This is a genomic window from Paraburkholderia haematera (genome assembly GCF_905220975.1).
Classification (GTDB): domain Bacteria; phylum Pseudomonadota; class Gammaproteobacteria; order Burkholderiales; family Burkholderiaceae; genus Paraburkholderia; species Paraburkholderia haematera.
In genome coordinates this window covers 104,440-123,326 of the sequence record NZ_CAJNBK010000005.1, presented here as the reverse complement: position 1 = coordinate 123,326, position 18,887 = coordinate 104,440, and the positions used below count along the sequence as shown (strand labels likewise).

The window sequence follows — 18,887 nt, the reverse complement described above, 5'->3', positions numbered from 1 at the left end:
GCCGCAGGAAAGGCGCTCGACCTGAAGTATCGGCCAAATTATCGCGTGCGATAATCCGCCTCAATCTGGACGACTCGTGCGAAAAAGCGAACAATGCAGGAACCCGACCTTTCCGATTTGAAAGCCTTCGTCGCCGTCACGCGGGCACGCGGATTCCGCCATGCGGCACTAACGGGCGGCGTGTCGGCCTCATCGCTGAGCGAAGCGGTTCGACGGCTCGAACAGCAGCTTGGCGTCAGGTTGCTCAACCGAACGACGCGCAGCGTCACACCAACGGAAGCCGGGCAGCGTCTTTTCGAGCGGCTGGCGCCGGCTTTCGGGGAAATCACCATCGCGCTGGATGCGGTGAACCTCTTTCGCGAGAGTCCCACTGGCACGCTGAGGTTAAACGTTCCGTCGATCGCGGCAAGAGAAATCCTGCCCGCTCTCCTCTCCCGCTTCCTTGCCGCGCATCCGGGTATCACCGTGGACGTCGGGACCAACGATACGTTCATCGATATCCTCGCGGCGGGCTTCGATGCCGGGATCCGCTACGACGAACGCCTCGAGCGCGACATGATCGCCGTGCCGATCGGCCCGCGCGTGCAACATTTCATCGCGGCGGCTTCGCCAGCCTACCTCGCGGCGCGTGGCGTACCGCAACATCCCGGCGACCTGCTGAAGCACGCGTGTATCGGCCACCGCTTCGACAGCGGCGTGCTCGCGACATGGGAATTCAAACGAGGCGACGAGGTCGTGCGGATCGAGCCGAACGGACCGATGATCGCCTCCGTGATCGAACTGGAAAGGGGCGCGGCCATTGCGGGACTGGGGATCGTCTATTCGTTCGACGAGTTTCTGCGGCCGGCCATCGAGCAAGGCGCGCTCGTGCCGGTGCTCGACGGGTGGTGTCAATCCTTCTCTGGACCGTTTCTGTACTACCCGAGCCGGACGCATATGCCGGCACCGTTGCGGGCATTCGTCGACTTTGTTCTTGCAGCCAACGAATCGGGTAGTCGTCCGTAGGCCGGAACGCCAAGGCGACCGGGCACGTCCCGGACCGATGTCATGCGGATAACGCCGTGCCGTGCAACGGCGACGCGCTCAGCCCGCTGCGACGACCTCGATACGCAACGCTTCCCCACCGGCTGCAATCGCCAGCAAGTGGTCTACGTTCGGGTGCGCGCCCGGACGGTTGCGCGCGTCGGCCGTATGTTCGGCAAACACCGCGAGACCGTGTTCGGCCGCCTTGGCGTTCAGCGTGCCGAAGGTTTGCTGCAGATAGTGGTACACCGCCAGCGAGCCCTGCTTGCCCGGCTTGTTCTCGATGCTCGCCACCACGGCACCCTTGCCGTCGAGTAGATCGATACGTTCAATGCCATCGATGGCAGGCAGTTGGGCGAGGTTGTCCTTGAACACGTTGCTCGGTTGAATCACTGAAAACACTCCTTCTATTCGGAAAAATACGGCGAGCCGTATCTTATCCGATAGGGTGTCGCGCATCGCGTTCAACAAGGCGGCTACAAATAGGCCACCTCATAAGGTTCGGTTTTTCCGAACCTTCATTCACGGATTGGCAGATTTATCCGTTCCCCAATCTGACGCAGACTGAGGCTCACCACCACTGCGGACATTGTCCGCGCCAGGAGCCCAACCATGCGTACCTATCCGCGCAACAGTCCTCAAGCCGCCGCACGTATCGTCGCGCTGGCGCTCATTTCCGACGGGCACGTCAGCAGCTCGGAAGAGCGCGCCCTTGAAAGTCTGGATATCGCCGGCGAGCTCGGTCTCGCGCCGGCACAATTCGCGCAGATCGTGCAGACGATGTGCGAGGATCAATCGGTCGCGCACACGCCGGCGGTCGGCCAACTCGACGCGGCCCTGATCACCACGCTGCTCGGCGAGATCGACGACCCTGCGTTGCGCCGCAGGGTGATCCGACTGTGCCTCGCCGTCACCATCGCGGACAACTATCTGGCGGACGGCGAAATCGCCTTGCTCGCAGCGGTGTTCAGGGCGTGGGGACCTCAGCCAATCCAGGCCGCAGGCCGGCACATTCCAGTGCCCGCCGTGTCCGCCGTGTCCGCCGTGTCCGACGCGCCACGCGCTCACGCACGACCGGCAGCGACCACCTGAGAAGCGAGCGCATGATGTTGCCCGCGCCGCGAGCGGATCGCGTGGATCTCTTCGACCACGCCTTCCGCCCGGCCGAGCCAGCGCAGTCCGCGCAGCAGCGCGACGTCTTCGGCGCCCAGTTCCGCGAGCGGAAACACGCCGAGACCACGCGCGGCGAACACCGCCATCAGCGCGCTGTCTTCGAATTCTCCGACAATCCGCGGCCGGATCCCTTCGGCTTCGAACCACCGGTCGAGCCGCGCGCGCAACGCGGCGTGCCCGGTGGGCAGAAGCACGGGCAGGTCGGCCAGGCACTGCGGAAAGCCGGCGCGGGCCGCCTTGCGGACGACCTCCGCCGGGCCATGCCAGTCGACGGGAGAACCGACGAGGCGCTGGCTCACAACGCGCAGGTCCGCGTTGTGCGGCGCGGGCTGGCATGCCAGAACGAGATCGAGGCGATGGAGCGCGAGTTCGGACATCAACTGCGCATGTTCGCCCTCGTGGCAGAGCAGCCTGAGCGACGGCGTATTCAGCACCGGCGCCAGCAGCGCGTGCGCGGCGAGCTTGGAGATTCCATCGGAAAGCCCCACGGCGAGCCGTGCAATACGTTCGCCGCCCGTCTCGCGCATTTCGTCGAGCAGTGCCTCGCCAATCTGAAAAATCTGCTCCGCGCGATTGAATGCCGTCTCGCCGGCTTCGGTCATTGTGACGCCGCGCCCGGCCGGTTTCAGCAACTGACGCCCGATCGATTTTTCCAGCTCGCGCACCTGCGCGCTGATCGTCTGAACCGCCATGTCGAGACGCTCGGCCGCGCGCGCGAAGCCGCCTTCTTTCACGACGATCCAGAAATAGTAGAGATGGCGATAGTTGAGCATGATGTAGACACTTCGAAAAAACCGATATATCGCTCAGATTATCACTGATTTATCCGAAGCATGAAGACAGCGATGATGACGCCATACCGACGTTACCCGTCACCCTTTGCTTACGGACCCCATGGACTCCCTACTCCTACTCGCTGCCGATCCTGCCGCATGGGCTGCGCTTCTCACGCTGGTCGTGATGGAAATCGTGCTCGGCATCGACAACCTGATCTTCATCTCGATCCTCAGCAACAAGCTGCCGGAAGCACAGCGCGCGCGCACGCAGCGTCTGGGCATCATGCTCGCGCTCGTGTTGCGGCTCGGCCTGCTCGGCACCGTCGCGTGGATCGCGCAACTGACCGCGCCCGCCGTGACGCTGTTCGGCCACGCGTTTTCATGGCGCGATCTGATCCTGCTCGGCGGCGGCCTGTTCCTCGTCTGGAAGGCGACGAGTGAAATTCACCACAACGTCGTCCAGGCAGAAGAAACACGCGACAAGGCGAACACGACCGTCCAGTTGACCGCCATGGCCGCGATTGGACAAATCCTGGTGCTCGATATCGTGTTTTCGGTCGACAGCATCATCACCGCGGTCGGGATGACCGAGCACATGCCGATCATGTTCGTGGCCGTGATTGCCGCGGTCGCCGTGATGCTGTTCGCGGCCAACCCGCTGTCGCGCTTCATCGATCGGAATCCGACCATCGTCATGCTCGCGCTCGGTTTCCTGCTCGTGATCGGCATGACGCTCATCGCGGAAGGTTTTGGTTCGCACGTGCCGAAGGCTTATATCTACGCGGCCATGGCGTTCTCCGCGTTCGTCGAGGCACTGAACATGCTCGTGCGCCGGGCGAAATCGAAGCGGGTGGTGGGTGCGGAGCAATGAGTGCCTGTGTTACGGCCGCGCACGAAAAGCGCGGCCCGACACACTCGAACGAAGTAGCACCGGATCGTTTTTTTGCCGGGATCGAGCGCCTCGCCATGTTGAGTGTTCGATGTCTTTTTACCCTTGAGGAGCGACGAAATGAAATGCCCCGTTTGCACGACCACCGATTTGCTGATGACCGAGCGGCGCTCGATCGAGATCGACTATTGCCCGGTCTGCCGTGGCGTGTGGCTCGATCGCGGTGAACTCGACAAGTTGATCGAGCAGGACGCAGGCAGCCCCGGCGTATCGGCAACCGCTGCCGTACGCACGAGCCGGGACGGCCACCCGGATCGCGATCGCGAACGTGCAACCAACCGCGACCATGCATACGACAACCACCGCGATAACCGCACGTATGACAGTCACCGAACGGAATATCGGGGACACAAGAAAAAGCGCTCGCTTTTCGACATGTTCGATTTCGATTGAACGTGTCCGCGAGTACAAGAATCAGGCTGCCAGTAGTAAATCAAGGGCGCGCTCCGTTGTCAGCCGCGCCCTTTCACTTTCCCCCTCCGACATGGCCTCAGCCCTTGTCGAACCCTTCATATAAATAACACCGTCTCGCCTGTCATCGACCGGGCGAACTGGCGCGTTAAGGCGTTAACGGGTTGAGCGCCATCCACGGCGCTGCCGCCCCTTGCGCGCGCCGCCATGATGTTTCCCCAAATTGTTTTCCCGCCCGTCTATCCTTCAGATGCCAATTTCTATCGTTTCGATGACAAAAGCCGGCGCGCTTGCTGCGCTCACTTATTGCACGCTAACCATGGCGATGCCGGCGCAGGCTGCCGACAACGTGATCGTGCTCGATTCCGGCGAAGCCCAACTGACGCTGATCGATCCCGCTACGCACAAGGTCATCGGCACGGAGCCGACCGGTAAGGAACCGCATCATCTGATGATTACGCCCGACGGTCACTCGCTGATCGTTGCCGATTCGATCTCCAACGATCTGATGTTTCTCGATCCGCACACCGGCAAGGTGCAACGCAAGGTCGAGGATATTGAAGATCCCTATCAGCTTGGTTTCTCGCCCGATCACAAATGGTTCGTGACAGCAGGCCTGCGGCTGGATCGCGTCGACGTGTATCACTACGACGGCCAGAACATGACGCTCGCCAAACGCGTTCCGCTCTCGAAGACGCCGAGCCACATGACGTTCTCGTCCGATAGCAAGATCGTGTTCGTTACGCTGCAAGACACCGGCGAAGTCGCGGCAATCGATCTGGCGACGCAGTCCGTACTCTGGAAACTGCATGTCGGCAAAACGCCCGCGGGCCTCTGGATGACGCCGGGCGACCGCAACCTGTTGATCGGCATGACGGGCGAAGACGACGTCGCCGTGGTCGACTGGCACACACAACAGGTCGTGAAAAGAATCCAGACGGGGCGCGGCGCGCACAACTTCCGCAATCTCGACGACGGCCATCATGTGGCGCTCACGAACCGCGTGGAAAGCACGATCAGCATTCTCGATTACAACACGCTGACGAAAACCGCCGATATCACCGGGCTCATGCCCGGCCCCGACGACATGGAACTGTCCGCGGATAAGCGCTATCTGTGGGTCACATTCCGTTTTTCGCGACATGTCGGCATCATCGATCTGACAACGCATAAACTTATCGACACAATCTTGGTCGGACGCTCACCGCACGGTTTGTATTTTTCCAACCGCGCACCCGTGTATGCGCCCAATCCCGACTGAACAGGCTTTCGTTTTGATGACAGCACCCGCATTCTCAAGAGGTTTTCGATGATCCACGAAATCATCGCGCAACTCGACAACGGCGTCTCGGCGCTGCAGACGCTGCTGTACGTCGACGTGGTGCAGCCGTTTTTCTATCGCTTCGGCCTGATGGGATATGACGAGGACACCTACGATGCACTGTATTGGGTGATCGTCGGCGTGCTGGAAATACTCGTCACGTATATCGCGTTGCGGCCTCTGGAAGCGCTGCGGCCCGTCGAAGCGTGGTCCGATCGAAAAGCGCTGCGAGCCGATGTGATCTACACGTGGATCGCCAAGCTCGGCGTCATCAATCTCGCGTTCTTCTTCATGCTGCAGCCCGTGTTCAATCACTGGCAGAGTCTGATGGCGATCTACAACGTGCCGAACATCGATATCGACGGGTTGTGGCCGGGCGTCACCGATCAACCGGTTGTGTCGTTCCTCATCTATCTGATCGTGCTCGATTTCTTCGGGTACTGGTATCACCGCTGGCAGCATCGCTTCGGCGTGTGGTGGGAACTGCACGCGGTGCACCACAGCCAGCAGCAGATGTCGCTGTGGGCCGACGACCGCAATCACTTTCTCGACGACATCATTCAGGCCGCGTTCTTCGCCGCGATTTCGCTGTTCATCGGCGTGCAGCCGGCGCAGTTCGTGGTGCTGGTAGCGGTCGGCAACTTTATGCAGAGCGTGCAGCACGTCAACGCGCGCTTGCCGTATGGTTGGCTGCTTGAACGCGTGATCGTGAGTCCCATTTTTCATCGGCGTCATCATGCAATCGGCTACGGCCATGAAGGCACGCGCTACGGCTGCAACTTCGGCGTGCTGTTTCCGTGGTGGGACATGATGTTCAGGACCGCCTCGTGGGACGCCACCGTCGAGCCGACCGGCATTCGTGACCAATTGCCCGCACCGCACGGCGCAGGGCGCTCCTACGGCGACGGGTTGATCGCACAGCAATGGCGCGCGTTTGGCCGCATCGCGCTGCGTCTGCGGGGACAGCGTCATTACGGCGGCGTAACGGACTGATCGTCATCGCGGCGACGTGGGCTTCATCCCAACACCACGGCCCGCGCGATCAGCAACACCCCTGCACCGACCATGCCGGCCCCCATGACGCGCGCCACGCGCTCGCCACGTGGGGCCAGACGTTCGACGGTGATAGCCGCCGTCACGATAGCCATGACCCGCAAATCCATGACCCCGGCAACCAGAAGGATCACGGTCAGGCCGACACAGCAGTAGCAGCAATGAAGGCCGAGGCGCAGGCCGTGCCGCCATGCCGTGACGGCGGCTGTGGGCAACCCGGGCAGTCCGGACACCGTCAAACAGCGCCCCGGCACCTCTCGGCAGCAGGCAAGACGGCGTGCCTTCCACTCAGTGAACTGCAGCGCCCCGGCGATCAGCACAATCACGCCGACCGCCAGCGGTACAGCGCGCGCCAGCGCGGGCAGCTCCATCTCGAGCGCCGCCAGCGCGGCGCCCAGCGGAAATGCGGCCATGCCGAACGCGGTCCACACGAAGAAATACCCCGCGCCCACTAGCACCGTCAGCCAGCCCAGCCGCGTCTCCCCTGCCCCGCCGACGGCCACGCGGTAGCGCCACAGCATGGGCACGAAAGAGGGCAGCATCATCGCGACCATCATCACGATCCACATGCCGAGGAACGACGCTGCAAGGCCGGGCCACGTCTGTCCGCACATCCGCATCCACGCCGTCGACATCGTCCAGCCGCCGGGCATGGGCATCTCGCCCATCGCCGACATGGACGCGGCGCCGACGATGGTCACCGCCGCGCTGACGGCGAAGAGCAGCGCCGAGACGCCAAGGAACGCCCGCTGCGAAACTGACATATCGATCGAGCGTCCCGACATCTCCCGTCCTCCGCTTGCGCAAACGTGTTCCATCACAGGGCTCAGCGCGGCTCGTACTCGTCGTGGCGTTTCCACCAGACACCCGTCTCGTTGCGCCCCCTGGGGGCGCGGTCGAGCCACTGATACATGCCCCAGATGCCGTCCAGGCCCCGCGCATAAGTGGAATACGTGTGGTAGACGACACCGTCCTCGAGTACGAACGCGCTCATGCCCGGCCTGTCGCGCGTAAACGTCGCCGCGTCGGTTCCGCAGGTGGCCGCGAACTGGGCGACGGGCTCCGGGACGACCTGAGTTTCGTCCATCACGTGGCCGCCGCGCTCGTAGTTGTATTCAATGTTCCCTTCACGCTGTTGCGCCTCGGTGAACGCGATGTTGAAGTCGAAGTTGAAGTCGCTTCCGGATGAAGACGCCCAGGGGAACGTCCACCCCATCCGGCGCTTGTACGCCTGCAGCTTTTCGAGCGGCGCCCGCGACACTGCAGAAAGCGTGATGTCGTGATTCGCCAGATGAACGACGAAGCCTTCGAACCCATCCGCAATCGACGAGCACGACGGGCACCCCGCCTTGTAGTCGGGCCCGAACATGAAGTGGTACACGAGGAGCTGCGAGCGTCCTTTGAAGAGGTCTGTCAGCGAGGCGCTTCCCGCATCGGTTTCGAATCGGTACGTCTTGTCGATTCGCACCCAGGGCAGCGCCTGCCGCTGCTGCGCCAGCGCGTCGCTCTGCCGCGTGAGCGCCTTTTCCGCCTTGAGCAGTTCGAGCCGTGCGGCCAGCCATGCTTCGCGTGTCCCGGTCGTATGTGTCGTGGTCATGCTTCCCTCCTTGGGCGTCCTTCGTCGTTCGATCAGTTGCCGATACGACGTACTGGTTGGTGGTCGTGCTAGATTAGTCACGGGCACCCGAACGGTGGGAGTGACAAGTGTGGCGGGATTCGAAACGACCATGGACTCGCTGGTAACGGCCGCGGCGCGGGCGCTCGCGGCGGGCGACCCGCTCGGCGCACTGAACCACGTCGCCTTGCGCGACGACGCACCTGCCCTCGCGCTGCGAGGCATCGCGATGGCGCAGCTCGGCGATCTCGTTCGAGCGAAAGCGCTGGTGCGAAGTGCGGCGCGCGCTTTCGGCCCTAAACAGCCGGTGGCCCGCGCAAGATGTGTGGTCGCCGAGGCCGAAATCGCGCTCGCCTCCCGCGATCTGGGCTGGCCGGCGAAGGCGCTCGACGCCGCGCGGGCGACCCTCGAAGCGCACGGTGACCGGTTGAATGCCGCGCATGCACGGTATCTCGAAGTGCGGCGCCTGCTCCTGATCGGGCGCCTCGACGAGGCCGAACACCTGCTCGCCAAACTCGATCCCGCACCCTTCCCGCCCGCATCGAGAGCCGCCCACGAGCTGGTCGTCGCGGGGATCGCAATGCGCCGTCTGCAGACGAAAACCGCGCGCGCGGCACTCGCGAGGGCTGAGCGCGCCGCGCGCCATGCAGGTATCCCGTCGCTGACCGCTGAGGTCGAAAGCGCACGCCTTCTGCTGAACACCCCCGCCGCACGGCTGCTTGCGCACGGCGAGGAACGCCCCCTGCTACTCGAAGAGGTCGAGGCGCTACTGGCGTCGAAGGCGCTCATCGTGGACGCGTGCCGTTACGTCGTACGTGAAGCAAACATCGTGGTTCCGCTCGCGCGGCGTCCGGTGTTGTTCGCGCTCGCACGCACACTGGCCGAAGCATGGCCCGAAGACGTACCGAGGGACACCCTCATCGCGCGTGCATTCCGGACGAAGCATGCCGACGAATCGCATCGCGCGCGGCTGCGTGTCGAAGTCGGGCGGCTTCGCGCGTTGCTTGGAACGTTGGCCGGCGTGAGCGCGACGAAGCGGGGCTTTGCGCTGGTGCCGCACGGCGCGCGCGAGGTTGTCGTGCTCGCGCGGCCGGTCGAAGAGCCGCATGCGATGGTGCTCGCCTTCCTCGCCGACGGCGAGTCGTGGTCGAGCTCGGCACTCGCAATAGCGTTGGACGCCAGCCAGCGCACCATGCAGCGGGCACTCGACACGCTGGCCGCTGCCGGCAAGGTGCAGTCGTTCGGCCGAGGGCGGGCGCGACGCTGGATGACGCCACCCATGCCCGGATTCACGACGACTTTGTTACTCCCCGCTCCCCTACCGAGTAATTAGGATCGAATCATGAATAAATCAGCCGCCAAAATCGTCCGTGAATATGGGCCCTTTCCGGGTGTCGACCAAGTTGGGGGCGTGACGTATGACGGTCAGCACGTCTGGATTGCTGCCGGAGACAAACTGAACGCCTTCGATCCGGCGAGCGGAGAAACGCGGCGCTCGATCGATGTTGCCGCGCGGGCAGGAACGGCCTTCGACGGTCAGTACCTGTTTCAGATCGGCGGCGGTCGCATCCAGAAGATCGATCCGAATTCTGGCAGCGTCCTCTCCACAATCCCGGCGCCGGGCGGCGACGACGGTAACTCGGGGCTCGCTTGGGCTGAAGGCTCGCTTTGGGTGGGACGCTATCGCGACCGCAAGATTCTTCAGGTCGATCCCCAAACGGGGGCGATTCTTCGCACCATCGAATCGAACCGTTTCGTCACCGGGGTCACCTGGAATGACGGAGAACTCTGGCACGCCACCTGGGAAGACGACGCGAGCGAGCTGAGGCGAATCGATCCTGATACGGGAGAAGTCCTGGAGAGCCTCGAGATGCCACCTGGCGTATTCGTGTCGGGGCTCGAATCCGATGGCGGCGATCAGTTCTTCTGCGGCGGCGGAGGCAGCGGGAAGGTGCGAGCCGTACGCCGACCCGCGCGAGACGCCGAGCTTCCCGTCGAGTCCGCGAGCGAGTAAGCGAAGCGGGCCGTCCTGACGCAACAGAAATCGAAGATCCCGGGCGATAACCCCGCTGAATCCCGCTCCGCCTACCGCGTGCGTGCCCAGTCGCGCACCGCTTGCGCGAACAATCTCAGTGCGGTCGGCGGATGACGGTTTGCGGGGTAATAGAGGCACAGGCCAGGAAAGGTAGGACTCCATTCCGGCAGTAAATGGACGAGGCGCCCCGACGCCAGATGCTCCGCTACATGATCTTCCGGAACCCACGCAATCCCGATACCGGCCAAGGCGGCCTCGATCATCAGATTGAGATTGCCGAGCGTCATTGGCCCGGCCACATCGAGATGGGTGCTCTTGCCTCGATACTCGAGATCCCACCGGTAAAACGCACCGCTATCGAAGCGGAAGCGCACGCAGCGGTGCTCCATCAGGTCGTGCGGCGCTTTCGGCGGCACATGATCCGCAAGATACGCCGGCGATGCCACTGCGGCGAAACGCATGTCGGCGCCGAACCGGACGGCGATCATATCGCGCGGCACGTCGTCATAGACGCGTATGCCCGCGTCGAAACCATCGGCCACGATATCCACCAGCCGCGTATCCACGACGAACTCGACGTGGATGTCGGGATATGCCGCCAGAAAGTCAGGTAAAACATGGCGGATCAGCGGCCTCACCGACGCCTCCGACGCGCTGATCCGGATCGAGCCCGACGGCCGGTCATGCTCCGACGCAACCTGATTCACCGCCTCTTCCAGGTCCGCGATGGCGGGCCGCACCCGCCGCAGGAGCTGCTCGCCCGCCTCGGTGAGCGCGACGGAGCGCGTTGTGCGATTGAGCAGCCGCACAGCCAGGCGCGCCTCCAGGCCCCGCATCGAGTGACTCAGCGCCGACGGCGAGACCCCCAGCGTACGCGCCGCCGCGCGAAAGCTTCGCTGGTCGGCAATGGCGACGAATGCGGTTAATTCGGACAGTCCAGCACGTGCCATAGATGAATTTTCCTCAATGCCCTGTGCAATTCTAGGCGGATTGTTGAGCCATGCACAACAGCATAAGATCGTCTGGATTCATCGATAACGCACGAAAGGAGCATGAACATGCAACATCGCAAGCTTGGAAACAGTGGTCTCGAGGTATCGGCGATCGGCCTCGGTTGCATGGGATTGAGCTATGGCTACGGCCCCGCCACCGAAAAGTCCGAGGGCATCAAGGTGATCCGGGCCGCTTTCGACCACGGCGTCACGTTCTTCGATAGCGCCGAAGCCTATGGGCCGTTTTTTAACGAGGAACTCGTCGGCGAGGCGCTGGCGCCGTTCCGCGATCAGGTGGTGATCGCCACCAAATTCGGTTTCAAGGAAGGCGACGTGAGCCAGGGCCTGGACAGCCGGCCCGAGCGCATCCGCGCCGTCGTCGAGGCTTCGCTTAAGCGCCTGAACACCGATCGCATCGATCTGTTCTACCAGCATCGCGTCGACCCGAACGTGCCGATCGAAGACGTCGCCGGCGCCGTCAAGGACCTGATCCAGCAGGGCAAGGTCAAGCACTTCGGGCTCTCCGAAGCGGGCGAAAAGTCGATTCGCCGTGCCCACGCTGTGCAGCCCGTGGCGGCCCTGCAAAGCGAGTATTCGATGTGGTGGCGTGAGCCGGAAGAAACGGTGCTCCCGACTCTCGAGGAACTGGGCATCGGCTTCGTGCCGTTCAGCCCGCTCGGCAAGGGTTTCCTCACCGGCGCCATCGACGCGAACACCACCTTCGACAAAACCGATTTCCGCAATATCGTGCCGCGCTTCTCGGAAGAAAATCGTCAGGCCAATGCGGGCCTCGTCGACGTGCTGGGCCGGATCGCAGACAGCAAAAGCGCGACCCGCGCACAGATCGCCCTTGCCTGGTTGCTGGCGCAGAAGCCGTGGATCGTGCCGATTCCGGGCACCACCAAGCTGCATCGGCTGACGGAAAACGTCGGCGCGGCCGCCGTCGAACTGTCGGCTGACGATCTGTCCGCCATCGAAGCCGCCCTGCGAGCGATCAAGGTGGTCGGCGACCGCTACCCGGCCCATTTGCAGCAGCGCGTGGATCGCTAATGCGACAGAAGCACCTGGACCGCCTGGAGCGCCTGCACGCCGCCTGACAGCGGATCTGGCGCAACGCCTGGATCGACACAATGAACAACGAACAACGAACAACAAACGTTGTCGATCCAGGGTTTCCATCAACAGAAATAGCTGTTGCCAAACTTTTTGTTGTCGTAGTATCCGCCTTGACAACACATGTTGCCATATAGGCGGGTTGTGCATCGCATGTTGCGACGCCGCCCGGTGTCAGTCAGCCGTCCCTTGACGCTGTCAGGGGTATTGCCCACCACCGCGGAGAAATTATGGGACGTCGATCCTTCCTCATGTCTATGGTTGCTGTCGCCATGCTCGGCACAACCCTCGCCCACGCTGACGACAAAGAGCTCATCGTCGGCACCGATACCTCGTTCATGCCGTTCGAATTCAAGCAGGGCGACAAGTACGTCGGCTTCGATCTCGACCTGTGGGCGGAAATCGCAAAAGATCAGGGCTGGAAATACAAAATTCAGCCGATGGACTTCAGCGGCCTGATTCCGGCCCTGCAAACGCAGAACATCGACGTCGCGCTCTCGGGCATGACCATCAAGGAAGAACGCAAGAAGGCGATCGATTTCTCCGACCCGTACTACGACAGCGGGCTCGCCGCCATGGTGCAGACCGGGAACACCAGCATCAAATCCATCGACGACCTGAACGGCAAGGTCATCGCGGCCAAAACCGGCACGGCCACCATCGACTGGATCAAGGCGCACCTGAAGCCCAAGGAAATCCGCCAGTTCCCGAACATCGACCAGGCCTATCTCGCGCTGGAAGCAGGCCGGGTCGACGCCGCCATGCACGACACGCCGAATGTGCTCTATTTCGTCAGCACCGCCGGCAAAGACAAGGTGAAGGTTGCCGGCACACCGGTCAGCGGCGACAAATACGGCATCGGCTTTCCGAAGGGCAGTCCGCTCGTTACCAAGGTCAACCAGGAGTTGATCAAGATGAAAGCCGACGGCCGCTACGCGACGCTGTACAAGAAGTGGTTCGGCTCGGAGCCGCCCAAGTCGTAATCGTCGCAAGCAGGACGCGCAGCGACGTTCGCTGCGCGAAAGACGACTCAACCAGGAGCGGTGTGTGGAATTCGATTGGTCAGTTATCTGGACTGCACTTCCAGACTTGATGGCCGGCGTGAAACTGACGGTGTTCATCGCGTTCGTGGGACTGGTGGGCGGGTTCGTTGTCGGTGTCATCGCCGGCATGTTCCGCGCGTACGGCCCCCTCGCGTTGAACGTCATTGCGCAGGTCTACATTGAACTCATTCGCGGCACGCCGATTGTGGTTCAGGTGATGTTCCTTTACTTCGCGCTGCCGCTGCTTGCGCATATCAGGATCGATGGGCTCACTGCCGCCATTATCGCGATCACCGTGAACTCGGGCGCCTACCTTGCCGAGGTCGTGCGCGGGGCCTTGCTGTCGATTCCCAAGGGCTTGATGGAAGCCGGCCTCGCCATGGGATTGTCGATGCCGCGTGTGCTGCTGAAGATCGTCGGGCCGCTGGCGTTCCGACGGTTGATTCCGCCATTGGGCAACCAGTGCATTGTGAGTCTGAAGGATACGTCGCTGTTCATCGTTATCGGCGTAGGCGAACTGACGCGTCAGGGCCAGGAAGCCATCGCCGGGAATTTTCGGGCGGTTGAAATCTGGTCTGCCGTCGCCGTGATTTATCTGGTCCTCACGGGTGTGATGACGCTGTCGTTGCGTCTCGTTGAAAGAAGGATGCGCATACTATGAGCATGGTCGAATTCCAGAGCGTCTCGAAGAGCTTCGGCCACGTGCCCGTGCTCAAGGACGTCGATCTTCGTATCGAAAACGGCGAGGTCGTGGTGATTGTCGGGCCATCGGGCTCGGGCAAATCGACCCTGCTTCGTTGCATCAATGCACTTGAAAAAATCAGCGGCGGCGAACTGCTCGTCGACGGATTGAGTGTCAAAGGCAATACCGCCGACATCCGCAGCATTCGCCTCGAAGCCGGCATGGTGTTCCAACAGTTCAACCTGTTTCCCCAGATGACCGCGCTCGAGAACGTGATGTTCGGGCCGATTCAGGTACGCGGCGCAACGCGCGCCGAAGCGCGCGACCAGGCCATGGCGCTACTCGACAAAGTCGGCCTCGAATCGCGGGCCAATCACTTTCCGTCAGAGTTGTCCGGCGGACAACAGCAGCGTGTTGCGATCGCGCGAGCGCTCGCGATCAAGCCGAAGCTGATGCTCTTCGACGAGCCGACGTCCGCGCTCGATCCCGAGCTACGTCACGAAGTTCTCAAGGTCATGCAGGACCTCGCGACGGAAGGCATGACGATGATCGTGGTCACGCATGAGATCGGTTTCGCGAAACGGGTGGGAACGCGCCTGCTGTTCATGGACAATGGGGGAATTGCGGAAGACGGCGAACCGGCAATGCTGATCGACAACCCGCCTACGCAGCGCCTGAGGGACTTTTTGAAGCACGTGGCATAGCTGGGCGCGTGCTCTGGGTGCTGCCGTTAGCTTGCGAACCCGTCGTCGTTGCGTGACAATTGTCGCGCAGTAACGGCACTCGCGGCATAACCCGCCGGTGAGCGGCAACTAAGCGGCAGCAACTGAGTTCATGACCACAATAAAATTTGATGCCGTCGTGCTCGGCGCGGGCATAGTCGGCGTGTGCGTTGCCGTGCATCTTCAGAAACGTGGCCGCCGGGTCGCACTGATCGACCGCAAGCAGCCCGGCAACGAAACATCGTTCGGTAACGCCGGGCTGATCCAGCGCGAAGGCGTGTATCCCTATGCGTTTCCACGCGACCTCGGCACCTTGCTTCGGTACGCGCGCAACCAGTCGCCGGACGTTCGCTACCATGCCGATGCCATCCTCAAGACGGCCCCCTTCCTGTGGCAATACTGGCGCAATTCTCATCCAGCCAGGCACGCCGCTATCGCCAGGTCGTACTCGACGCTAATCGAACATTGCGTGGACGAGCACCGCGCGCTCGCCGCTGACGCCGGCGCAAGCGCGTTATTGCGCCCCACCGGCTGGATCAAGGTGTTTCGCAGCAAACAGGTACAGGACGCGGAAATCCAGCACGCCGAACAGTGGCATCGGGAATATGGTGTCGAGTTCGAATCGCTGGATGCGGGCCGCCTGCAACAGAAGGAGCCCGATCTGGACACGGCCTTGTTAGGCGGCTTGCGCTATACGGCGTCCGATTCCGTGAGCGATCCCAACGCGCTCGTCACCGCCTACGCGAAGTATTTCGAAGCGCTGGGTGGACGGTTCTTCATCGGCGATGCGGACTCGTTTCGTGAGGGTTGGACGGTCGACACACAGGACGGAACGATCACCGCTTCTTCGGCGGTAGTCGCATTGGGGCCGTGGTCGGATCGGGTCAGTACGCGGCTTGGCTACCGGTTACCGCTTGCCGTCAAACGCGGGTACCACATGCACTATGCGCCGCAGGCAGCGGCCCGTCTGAATCACCCGGTTCTGGATGTCGAGAACGGCTACCTGCTGGCGCCCATGGCAAAGGGTATCCGCTTGACCACGGGGGCGGAAATCGCGCACTGCGATGCGCCTAAAACGCCCACGCAACTTGCCGCGGTCGAGCCGATTGCGCGCACGCTGTTTCCATTGGGCGGGCGTCTGGACAACGAAGCCTGGATGGGACGGCGCCCCTGCACACCCGACATGATGCCGATCATCGGGCCGGCGAGAAATCATCAAGACTTGTGGTTCGCGTTCGGCCACGCACACCACGGGCTCACGTTAGGCCCTGTGACGGGCCGGTTGATCGCCGAGATGATGACCGGCGAGGAAACGCTTGTGGACACGCGCCCGTTCAGGGTGGAGCGGTTTTAGCGCCGGGCGCCGGCTGGCGGACGACGAGGATGGGGATCTGACTGTGCGTCAGAACCTTTTGGGTCTCGCTACCGAGTAAAAACGCGCGCATGCCGCTTCGACCGTGGGACGCCATCACAATGAGATCGCAGTGCTGTTCTGTGGCAACGCTGATAATCGCCTCATAGGGATGGGCGCGACTCACAGCAACCGTATTGCACTCGACACCGGCTTGCGCAGCAGCTTTCTTGATCACCTCGAGGTAGTCATCCGCACGTTGTCGCGCGGTCTGAATGATTCGCTCCTCGTTGTCCGCGATCATCTCCGTGCCATAGGCGAGCATATGAAACTCCGGGATGACATGAAGCCCTGTGACTTTGCCTCCATTCTCCACGGCGAGCGCTACCGTCATCTGAATGGCGGCAACAGAAAGCGCCGAGCCGTCGGTCGGCACCAGCAGATGCTTGAACATACATTTCTCCCCCGCGACTCGACCGGTTCGCGTTGAAATCCTGCCCGGCGCCTCTATCACCGGAGCCCGGTGAACCTGAATCTGAAGCGGCCTCTTTGAGTATAGTCACCCTGACGCCGTGCCGGGAACCGCATCGCGGATGACCCGTAGAGTGGGCGTTCGCAAACCGGATCGACGCGCTGTCGAAGCCGGTTCCGGCGCCTGATCCTCGGGTCAAACAGAGCGCGGATGACCTTCAGGAAGTGTGATCAAGACGTGCTGCCGGGGGCCGAAGCTCATTCGAAGGGCGCTTTTTCCGGCTCAGCGGCATACTTGTCCCGGATCGCGTTCACGCAGTGGGTGAACCGCGTACGGAAAGCGACGGGATCGGTGCTCGGCGGCGTGAGTCCGTCCGACGTAACCTTCAATCCGTCTGACGTACGGTTGACATCGAGATCGAAGGAGGTGCCTCGCTCGTCCTCGAGAATCACCGTCACGCGCTCATCGCGGCCCCCGGCGCGGATGATCGCCTGGCATCCCTGGCGCAACCCGCCCGTGACATGAGCGTTGCCGCTGCCCGGGGCGACGTTATCCGGGGCGGCGCCGTACATCCGTAGCGCTTCGAATTGCGCCGGCGTGCCGGCGGTAACGAATGCGATTTCGGCGTCCGACATGCCATGGCTACAGCCGGCTACCAGGCCGGAGATCGCAGCCAGCATGATGCCGGCAAGCGTGCGTCGGAGACTCGATATGTCGTGGCGTAGCATGGTTGGTCCGGGAACTCGCGATAGGTGGTGGTAAGCCCCCTGTCAGGTGCCGCCCCTACACGTTGGCCTATCAATTGTCAGCCGAAGTCAAAACCCGGTCACCTGGAGGCGGATCGCCGCGATTGTCCGTGTGGATTGACTCGCTGTGCTTTTTATTGGCGCGGTGCAGAGGCCGGAATCCTCGAACGGCATCGATGAGGGCATCCCGGCTCCACACCTTCCATTGCGGGAGTAAGGATATCCGATCGCGATGTCAACGAGATAGCTTACCGACGCAGTCAGGCCGTCAGCTCAATAGACTGGCTGTGGCGCCAGAATAAAAAATCGACATTCGGCGACGGATTCCCGCAGGCCGCTCCGTTAAAGGAGCTGGAGCACAACGTTCGCGGGCCACCAGCAGCCTGACGGCACTGAAAGCCGGCGCGGCAAGAACGGTAACCGTGACGTGGCTGCCGACGTTATTGCAACCCGGTCTCCCGGCCTATGCGTTCGATTTCCCAACCATGACAACTCAAATACTGGTCGTTGACGACGACGTTGAACTCCTTGGGTCACTGGCCGACTTTCTCGGACGGGAGGGCATGGCCGTCTCCGTTCTGCACGAGGTGAAGTCGCTCGGGGAGCAAATCGAACGGAACCCACCCGATCTGATTGTCCTCGACCAGATCATGCAAGGCGTGAACGGCCTGGCAGCGCTGAGCACACTGCGCGCCGCGGGCAACACCGTTCCTGTGATTCTGGCCTCGGGGCCCGACGACATGGACCGGATCGTGGGGCTCGAAATGGGCGCGGACGACTGCATCGGCAAACCGTTCAATCCTCGCGAACTCCTTGCACGCATGCGGGCCGTCTTGCGGCGACAAACCCGCTCTGCCCCGGGCGCCACGCGGGAAGCATGCGCAGTCGTCGGATTCGGACCATTCACGCTGGATCTCCGGTTGCGCACGCTCCACACGGGAAGCAGCCAACTCACGCTATCGGCGGGAGAATTCGCGCTGCTTAGGATCTTCGTCACCAACCCCATGCGTACGCTGACCCGGGAGTGTTTGCTCGCGTTACTGCACGGCCCGGAAGACGATCATACCGGCCGGGGGATCGACGTCCAGGTGTGGCGCTTGCGCAGGATCCTCGAAGCGGATCCCTCCGCGCCGAGGTTCATCCAGACCGTCCGCAGTCATGGTTATGTCTTCGTGCCGGATGGCGCGCAACGCTCCTCGACGCATTGATATTTACCCACCGCAACGATCGCAATCTTGAGTGCGGAAGTGGACAAGGCGTTCAAGGCACTGCATTATCCATCCTGGCTGTCAGGCACCACCAGCGGCACGGCAAGGCCACGCTGCACGCGACGAACTTCGCGGCGTCGCCTGCAACGATAGACAACGCTGCCGCCCCGACGCTTTCTCCGCGTCGATTGCGCGCGGCAGA

At 62.4% G+C, this 18,887-nt stretch carries 21 protein-coding genes; 14 read left to right on the top strand and 7 right to left on the bottom strand.

The features are described from left to right. Nucleotides 1–93: 93 nt before the first annotated feature. Nucleotides 94–1,005 carry a LysR family transcriptional regulator gene (locus KHO23_RS12080; protein ID WP_211611402.1) on the top strand — a complete coding sequence of 304 codons (912 nt, stop codon included), beginning with the start codon at nucleotides 94–96 and terminating at the stop codon, nucleotides 1,003–1,005. A gap of 78 nt (nucleotides 1,006–1,083) precedes the next feature. Here the strand turns inward: KHO23_RS12080 and KHO23_RS12075 are convergent, their stop codons facing one another. Then, nucleotides 1,084–1,416, bottom strand: coding sequence for a DUF2322 family protein (locus KHO23_RS12075; RefSeq protein ID WP_211611398.1), 333 nt, complete (start codon nucleotides 1,414–1,416; stop codon nucleotides 1,084–1,086). Nucleotides 1,417–1,635: 219 nt separating this feature from the next. Here KHO23_RS12075 and KHO23_RS12070 point away from each other — a divergent pair, with 219 nt between their 5' ends. Further along, nucleotides 1,636–2,115 (top strand): TerB family tellurite resistance protein, encoded by a 480-nt coding sequence (locus KHO23_RS12070; RefSeq protein ID WP_211611395.1) that lies wholly within the window; start codon nucleotides 1,636–1,638, stop codon nucleotides 2,113–2,115. Here the strand turns inward: KHO23_RS12070 and KHO23_RS12065 are convergent. Continuing rightward, nucleotides 2,088–2,969, bottom strand: a complete 882-nt coding sequence (locus KHO23_RS12065) for a LysR family transcriptional regulator (RefSeq protein WP_211611388.1) — start codon at nucleotides 2,967–2,969, stop codon at nucleotides 2,088–2,090. The genes KHO23_RS12070 and KHO23_RS12065 overlap by 28 nt on opposite strands. Nucleotides 2,970–3,090: 121 nt before the next feature. Here KHO23_RS12065 and KHO23_RS12060 point away from each other — a divergent pair, with 121 nt between their 5' ends. The 4 genes from KHO23_RS12060 to KHO23_RS12045 all read left to right on the top strand — a co-directional run bounded on the left by KHO23_RS12060 (nucleotide 3,091) and on the right by KHO23_RS12045 (nucleotide 6,646). After that, nucleotides 3,091–3,843 (top strand): TerC family protein, encoded by a 753-nt coding sequence (locus KHO23_RS12060; protein ID WP_211611382.1) that lies wholly within the window; start codon nucleotides 3,091–3,093, stop codon nucleotides 3,841–3,843. A gap of 138 nt (nucleotides 3,844–3,981) precedes the next feature. Next, nucleotides 3,982–4,314 carry a TFIIB-type zinc ribbon-containing protein gene (locus KHO23_RS12055; protein WP_211611375.1) on the top strand — a complete coding sequence of 111 codons (333 nt, stop codon included), beginning with the start codon at nucleotides 3,982–3,984 and terminating at the stop codon, nucleotides 4,312–4,314. A gap of 289 nt (nucleotides 4,315–4,603) precedes the next feature. Next, a complete protein-coding gene (locus tag KHO23_RS12050; protein WP_328821964.1) occupies nucleotides 4,604–5,593 on the top strand; it encodes a YVTN family beta-propeller repeat protein in 990 nt (329 codons plus the stop codon). Between the two features lie 48 nt (nucleotides 5,594–5,641). After that, nucleotides 5,642–6,646 carry a sterol desaturase family protein gene (locus KHO23_RS12045; protein WP_211611372.1) on the top strand — a complete coding sequence of 335 codons (1,005 nt, stop codon included), beginning with the start codon at nucleotides 5,642–5,644 and terminating at the stop codon, nucleotides 6,644–6,646. A gap of 23 nt (nucleotides 6,647–6,669) precedes the next feature. Here the strand turns inward: KHO23_RS12045 and KHO23_RS12040 are convergent, their stop codons facing one another. Both KHO23_RS12040 and KHO23_RS12035 read right to left on the bottom strand, forming a co-directional pair. Continuing rightward, nucleotides 6,670–7,524 carry a DUF2182 domain-containing protein gene (locus KHO23_RS12040; RefSeq protein WP_211611371.1) on the bottom strand — a complete coding sequence of 285 codons (855 nt, stop codon included), beginning with the start codon at nucleotides 7,522–7,524 and terminating at the stop codon, nucleotides 6,670–6,672. Nucleotides 7,525–7,532: 8 nt separating this feature from the next. Next, entirely contained in the window at nucleotides 7,533–8,303 is a 771-nt protein-coding gene (locus KHO23_RS12035) for a DUF899 domain-containing protein (protein ID WP_211611370.1), read from the bottom strand. Between the two features lie 130 nt (nucleotides 8,304–8,433). Here KHO23_RS12035 and KHO23_RS12030 point away from each other — a divergent pair, with 130 nt between their 5' ends. After that, a complete protein-coding gene (locus tag KHO23_RS12030) occupies nucleotides 8,434–9,654 on the top strand; it encodes a helix-turn-helix domain-containing protein (protein WP_211611369.1) in 1,221 nt (406 codons plus the stop codon). A gap of 9 nt (nucleotides 9,655–9,663) precedes the next feature. Then, nucleotides 9,664–10,335, top strand: a complete 672-nt coding sequence (locus KHO23_RS12025) for a Vgb family protein (RefSeq protein WP_211611368.1) — start codon at nucleotides 9,664–9,666, stop codon at nucleotides 10,333–10,335. A 71-nt stretch (nucleotides 10,336–10,406) separates the two neighbouring features. On the opposite strand, the gene KHO23_RS12020 is transcribed toward KHO23_RS12025, so the two are convergent. After that, the gene (locus KHO23_RS12020; RefSeq protein ID WP_211611367.1) at nucleotides 10,407–11,306 is read right to left on the bottom strand and encodes a LysR family transcriptional regulator; all 900 of its coding nucleotides are present in this window, start codon (nucleotides 11,304–11,306) and stop codon (nucleotides 10,407–10,409) included. Nucleotides 11,307–11,414: 108 nt separating this feature from the next. Here KHO23_RS12020 and KHO23_RS12015 point away from each other — a divergent pair, with 108 nt between their 5' ends. From KHO23_RS12015 to KHO23_RS11995, 5 genes are all read left to right on the top strand, one after another. After that, a complete protein-coding gene (locus tag KHO23_RS12015; RefSeq protein ID WP_211611366.1) occupies nucleotides 11,415–12,398 on the top strand; it encodes an aldo/keto reductase in 984 nt (327 codons plus the stop codon). A gap of 293 nt (nucleotides 12,399–12,691) precedes the next feature. Next, entirely contained in the window at nucleotides 12,692–13,444 is a 753-nt protein-coding gene (gene glnH / locus KHO23_RS12010; RefSeq protein WP_211611365.1) for a glutamine ABC transporter substrate-binding protein GlnH, read from the top strand. A gap of 64 nt (nucleotides 13,445–13,508) precedes the next feature. Beyond that, nucleotides 13,509–14,165 carry a glutamine ABC transporter permease GlnP gene (gene glnP / locus KHO23_RS12005; RefSeq protein WP_211611364.1) on the top strand — a complete coding sequence of 219 codons (657 nt, stop codon included), beginning with the start codon at nucleotides 13,509–13,511 and terminating at the stop codon, nucleotides 14,163–14,165. After that, a complete protein-coding gene (glnQ, locus tag KHO23_RS12000) occupies nucleotides 14,162–14,890 on the top strand; it encodes a glutamine ABC transporter ATP-binding protein GlnQ (RefSeq protein ID WP_211611363.1) in 729 nt (242 codons plus the stop codon). The genes glnP and glnQ overlap by 4 nt, the downstream gene beginning before the upstream one ends. A 139-nt stretch (nucleotides 14,891–15,029) precedes the next feature. Continuing rightward, complete coding sequence (locus KHO23_RS11995) at nucleotides 15,030–16,262, top strand: NAD(P)/FAD-dependent oxidoreductase (protein WP_211611672.1); 1,233 nt, start codon at nucleotides 15,030–15,032, stop codon at nucleotides 16,260–16,262. Here KHO23_RS11995 and KHO23_RS11990 read toward each other — a convergent pair. Then, nucleotides 16,243–16,713: a universal stress protein gene (locus KHO23_RS11990; protein WP_211611361.1), complete on the bottom strand. Its 471-nt coding sequence runs from the start codon at nucleotides 16,711–16,713 to the stop codon at nucleotides 16,243–16,245. The two genes, KHO23_RS11995 and KHO23_RS11990, sit on opposite strands and share 20 nt — an antisense overlap. A gap of 275 nt (nucleotides 16,714–16,988) precedes the next feature. Next, entirely contained in the window at nucleotides 16,989–17,459 is a 471-nt protein-coding gene (locus tag KHO23_RS11985) for a hypothetical protein (RefSeq protein WP_211611360.1), read from the bottom strand. A 503-nt stretch (nucleotides 17,460–17,962) separates the two neighbouring features. Between KHO23_RS11985 and KHO23_RS11980 the strand changes: the two genes are divergently transcribed. Next, complete coding sequence (locus KHO23_RS11980) at nucleotides 17,963–18,685, top strand: response regulator (protein ID WP_211611671.1); 723 nt, start codon at nucleotides 17,963–17,965, stop codon at nucleotides 18,683–18,685. Nucleotides 18,686–18,887: the final 202 nt, after the last annotated feature.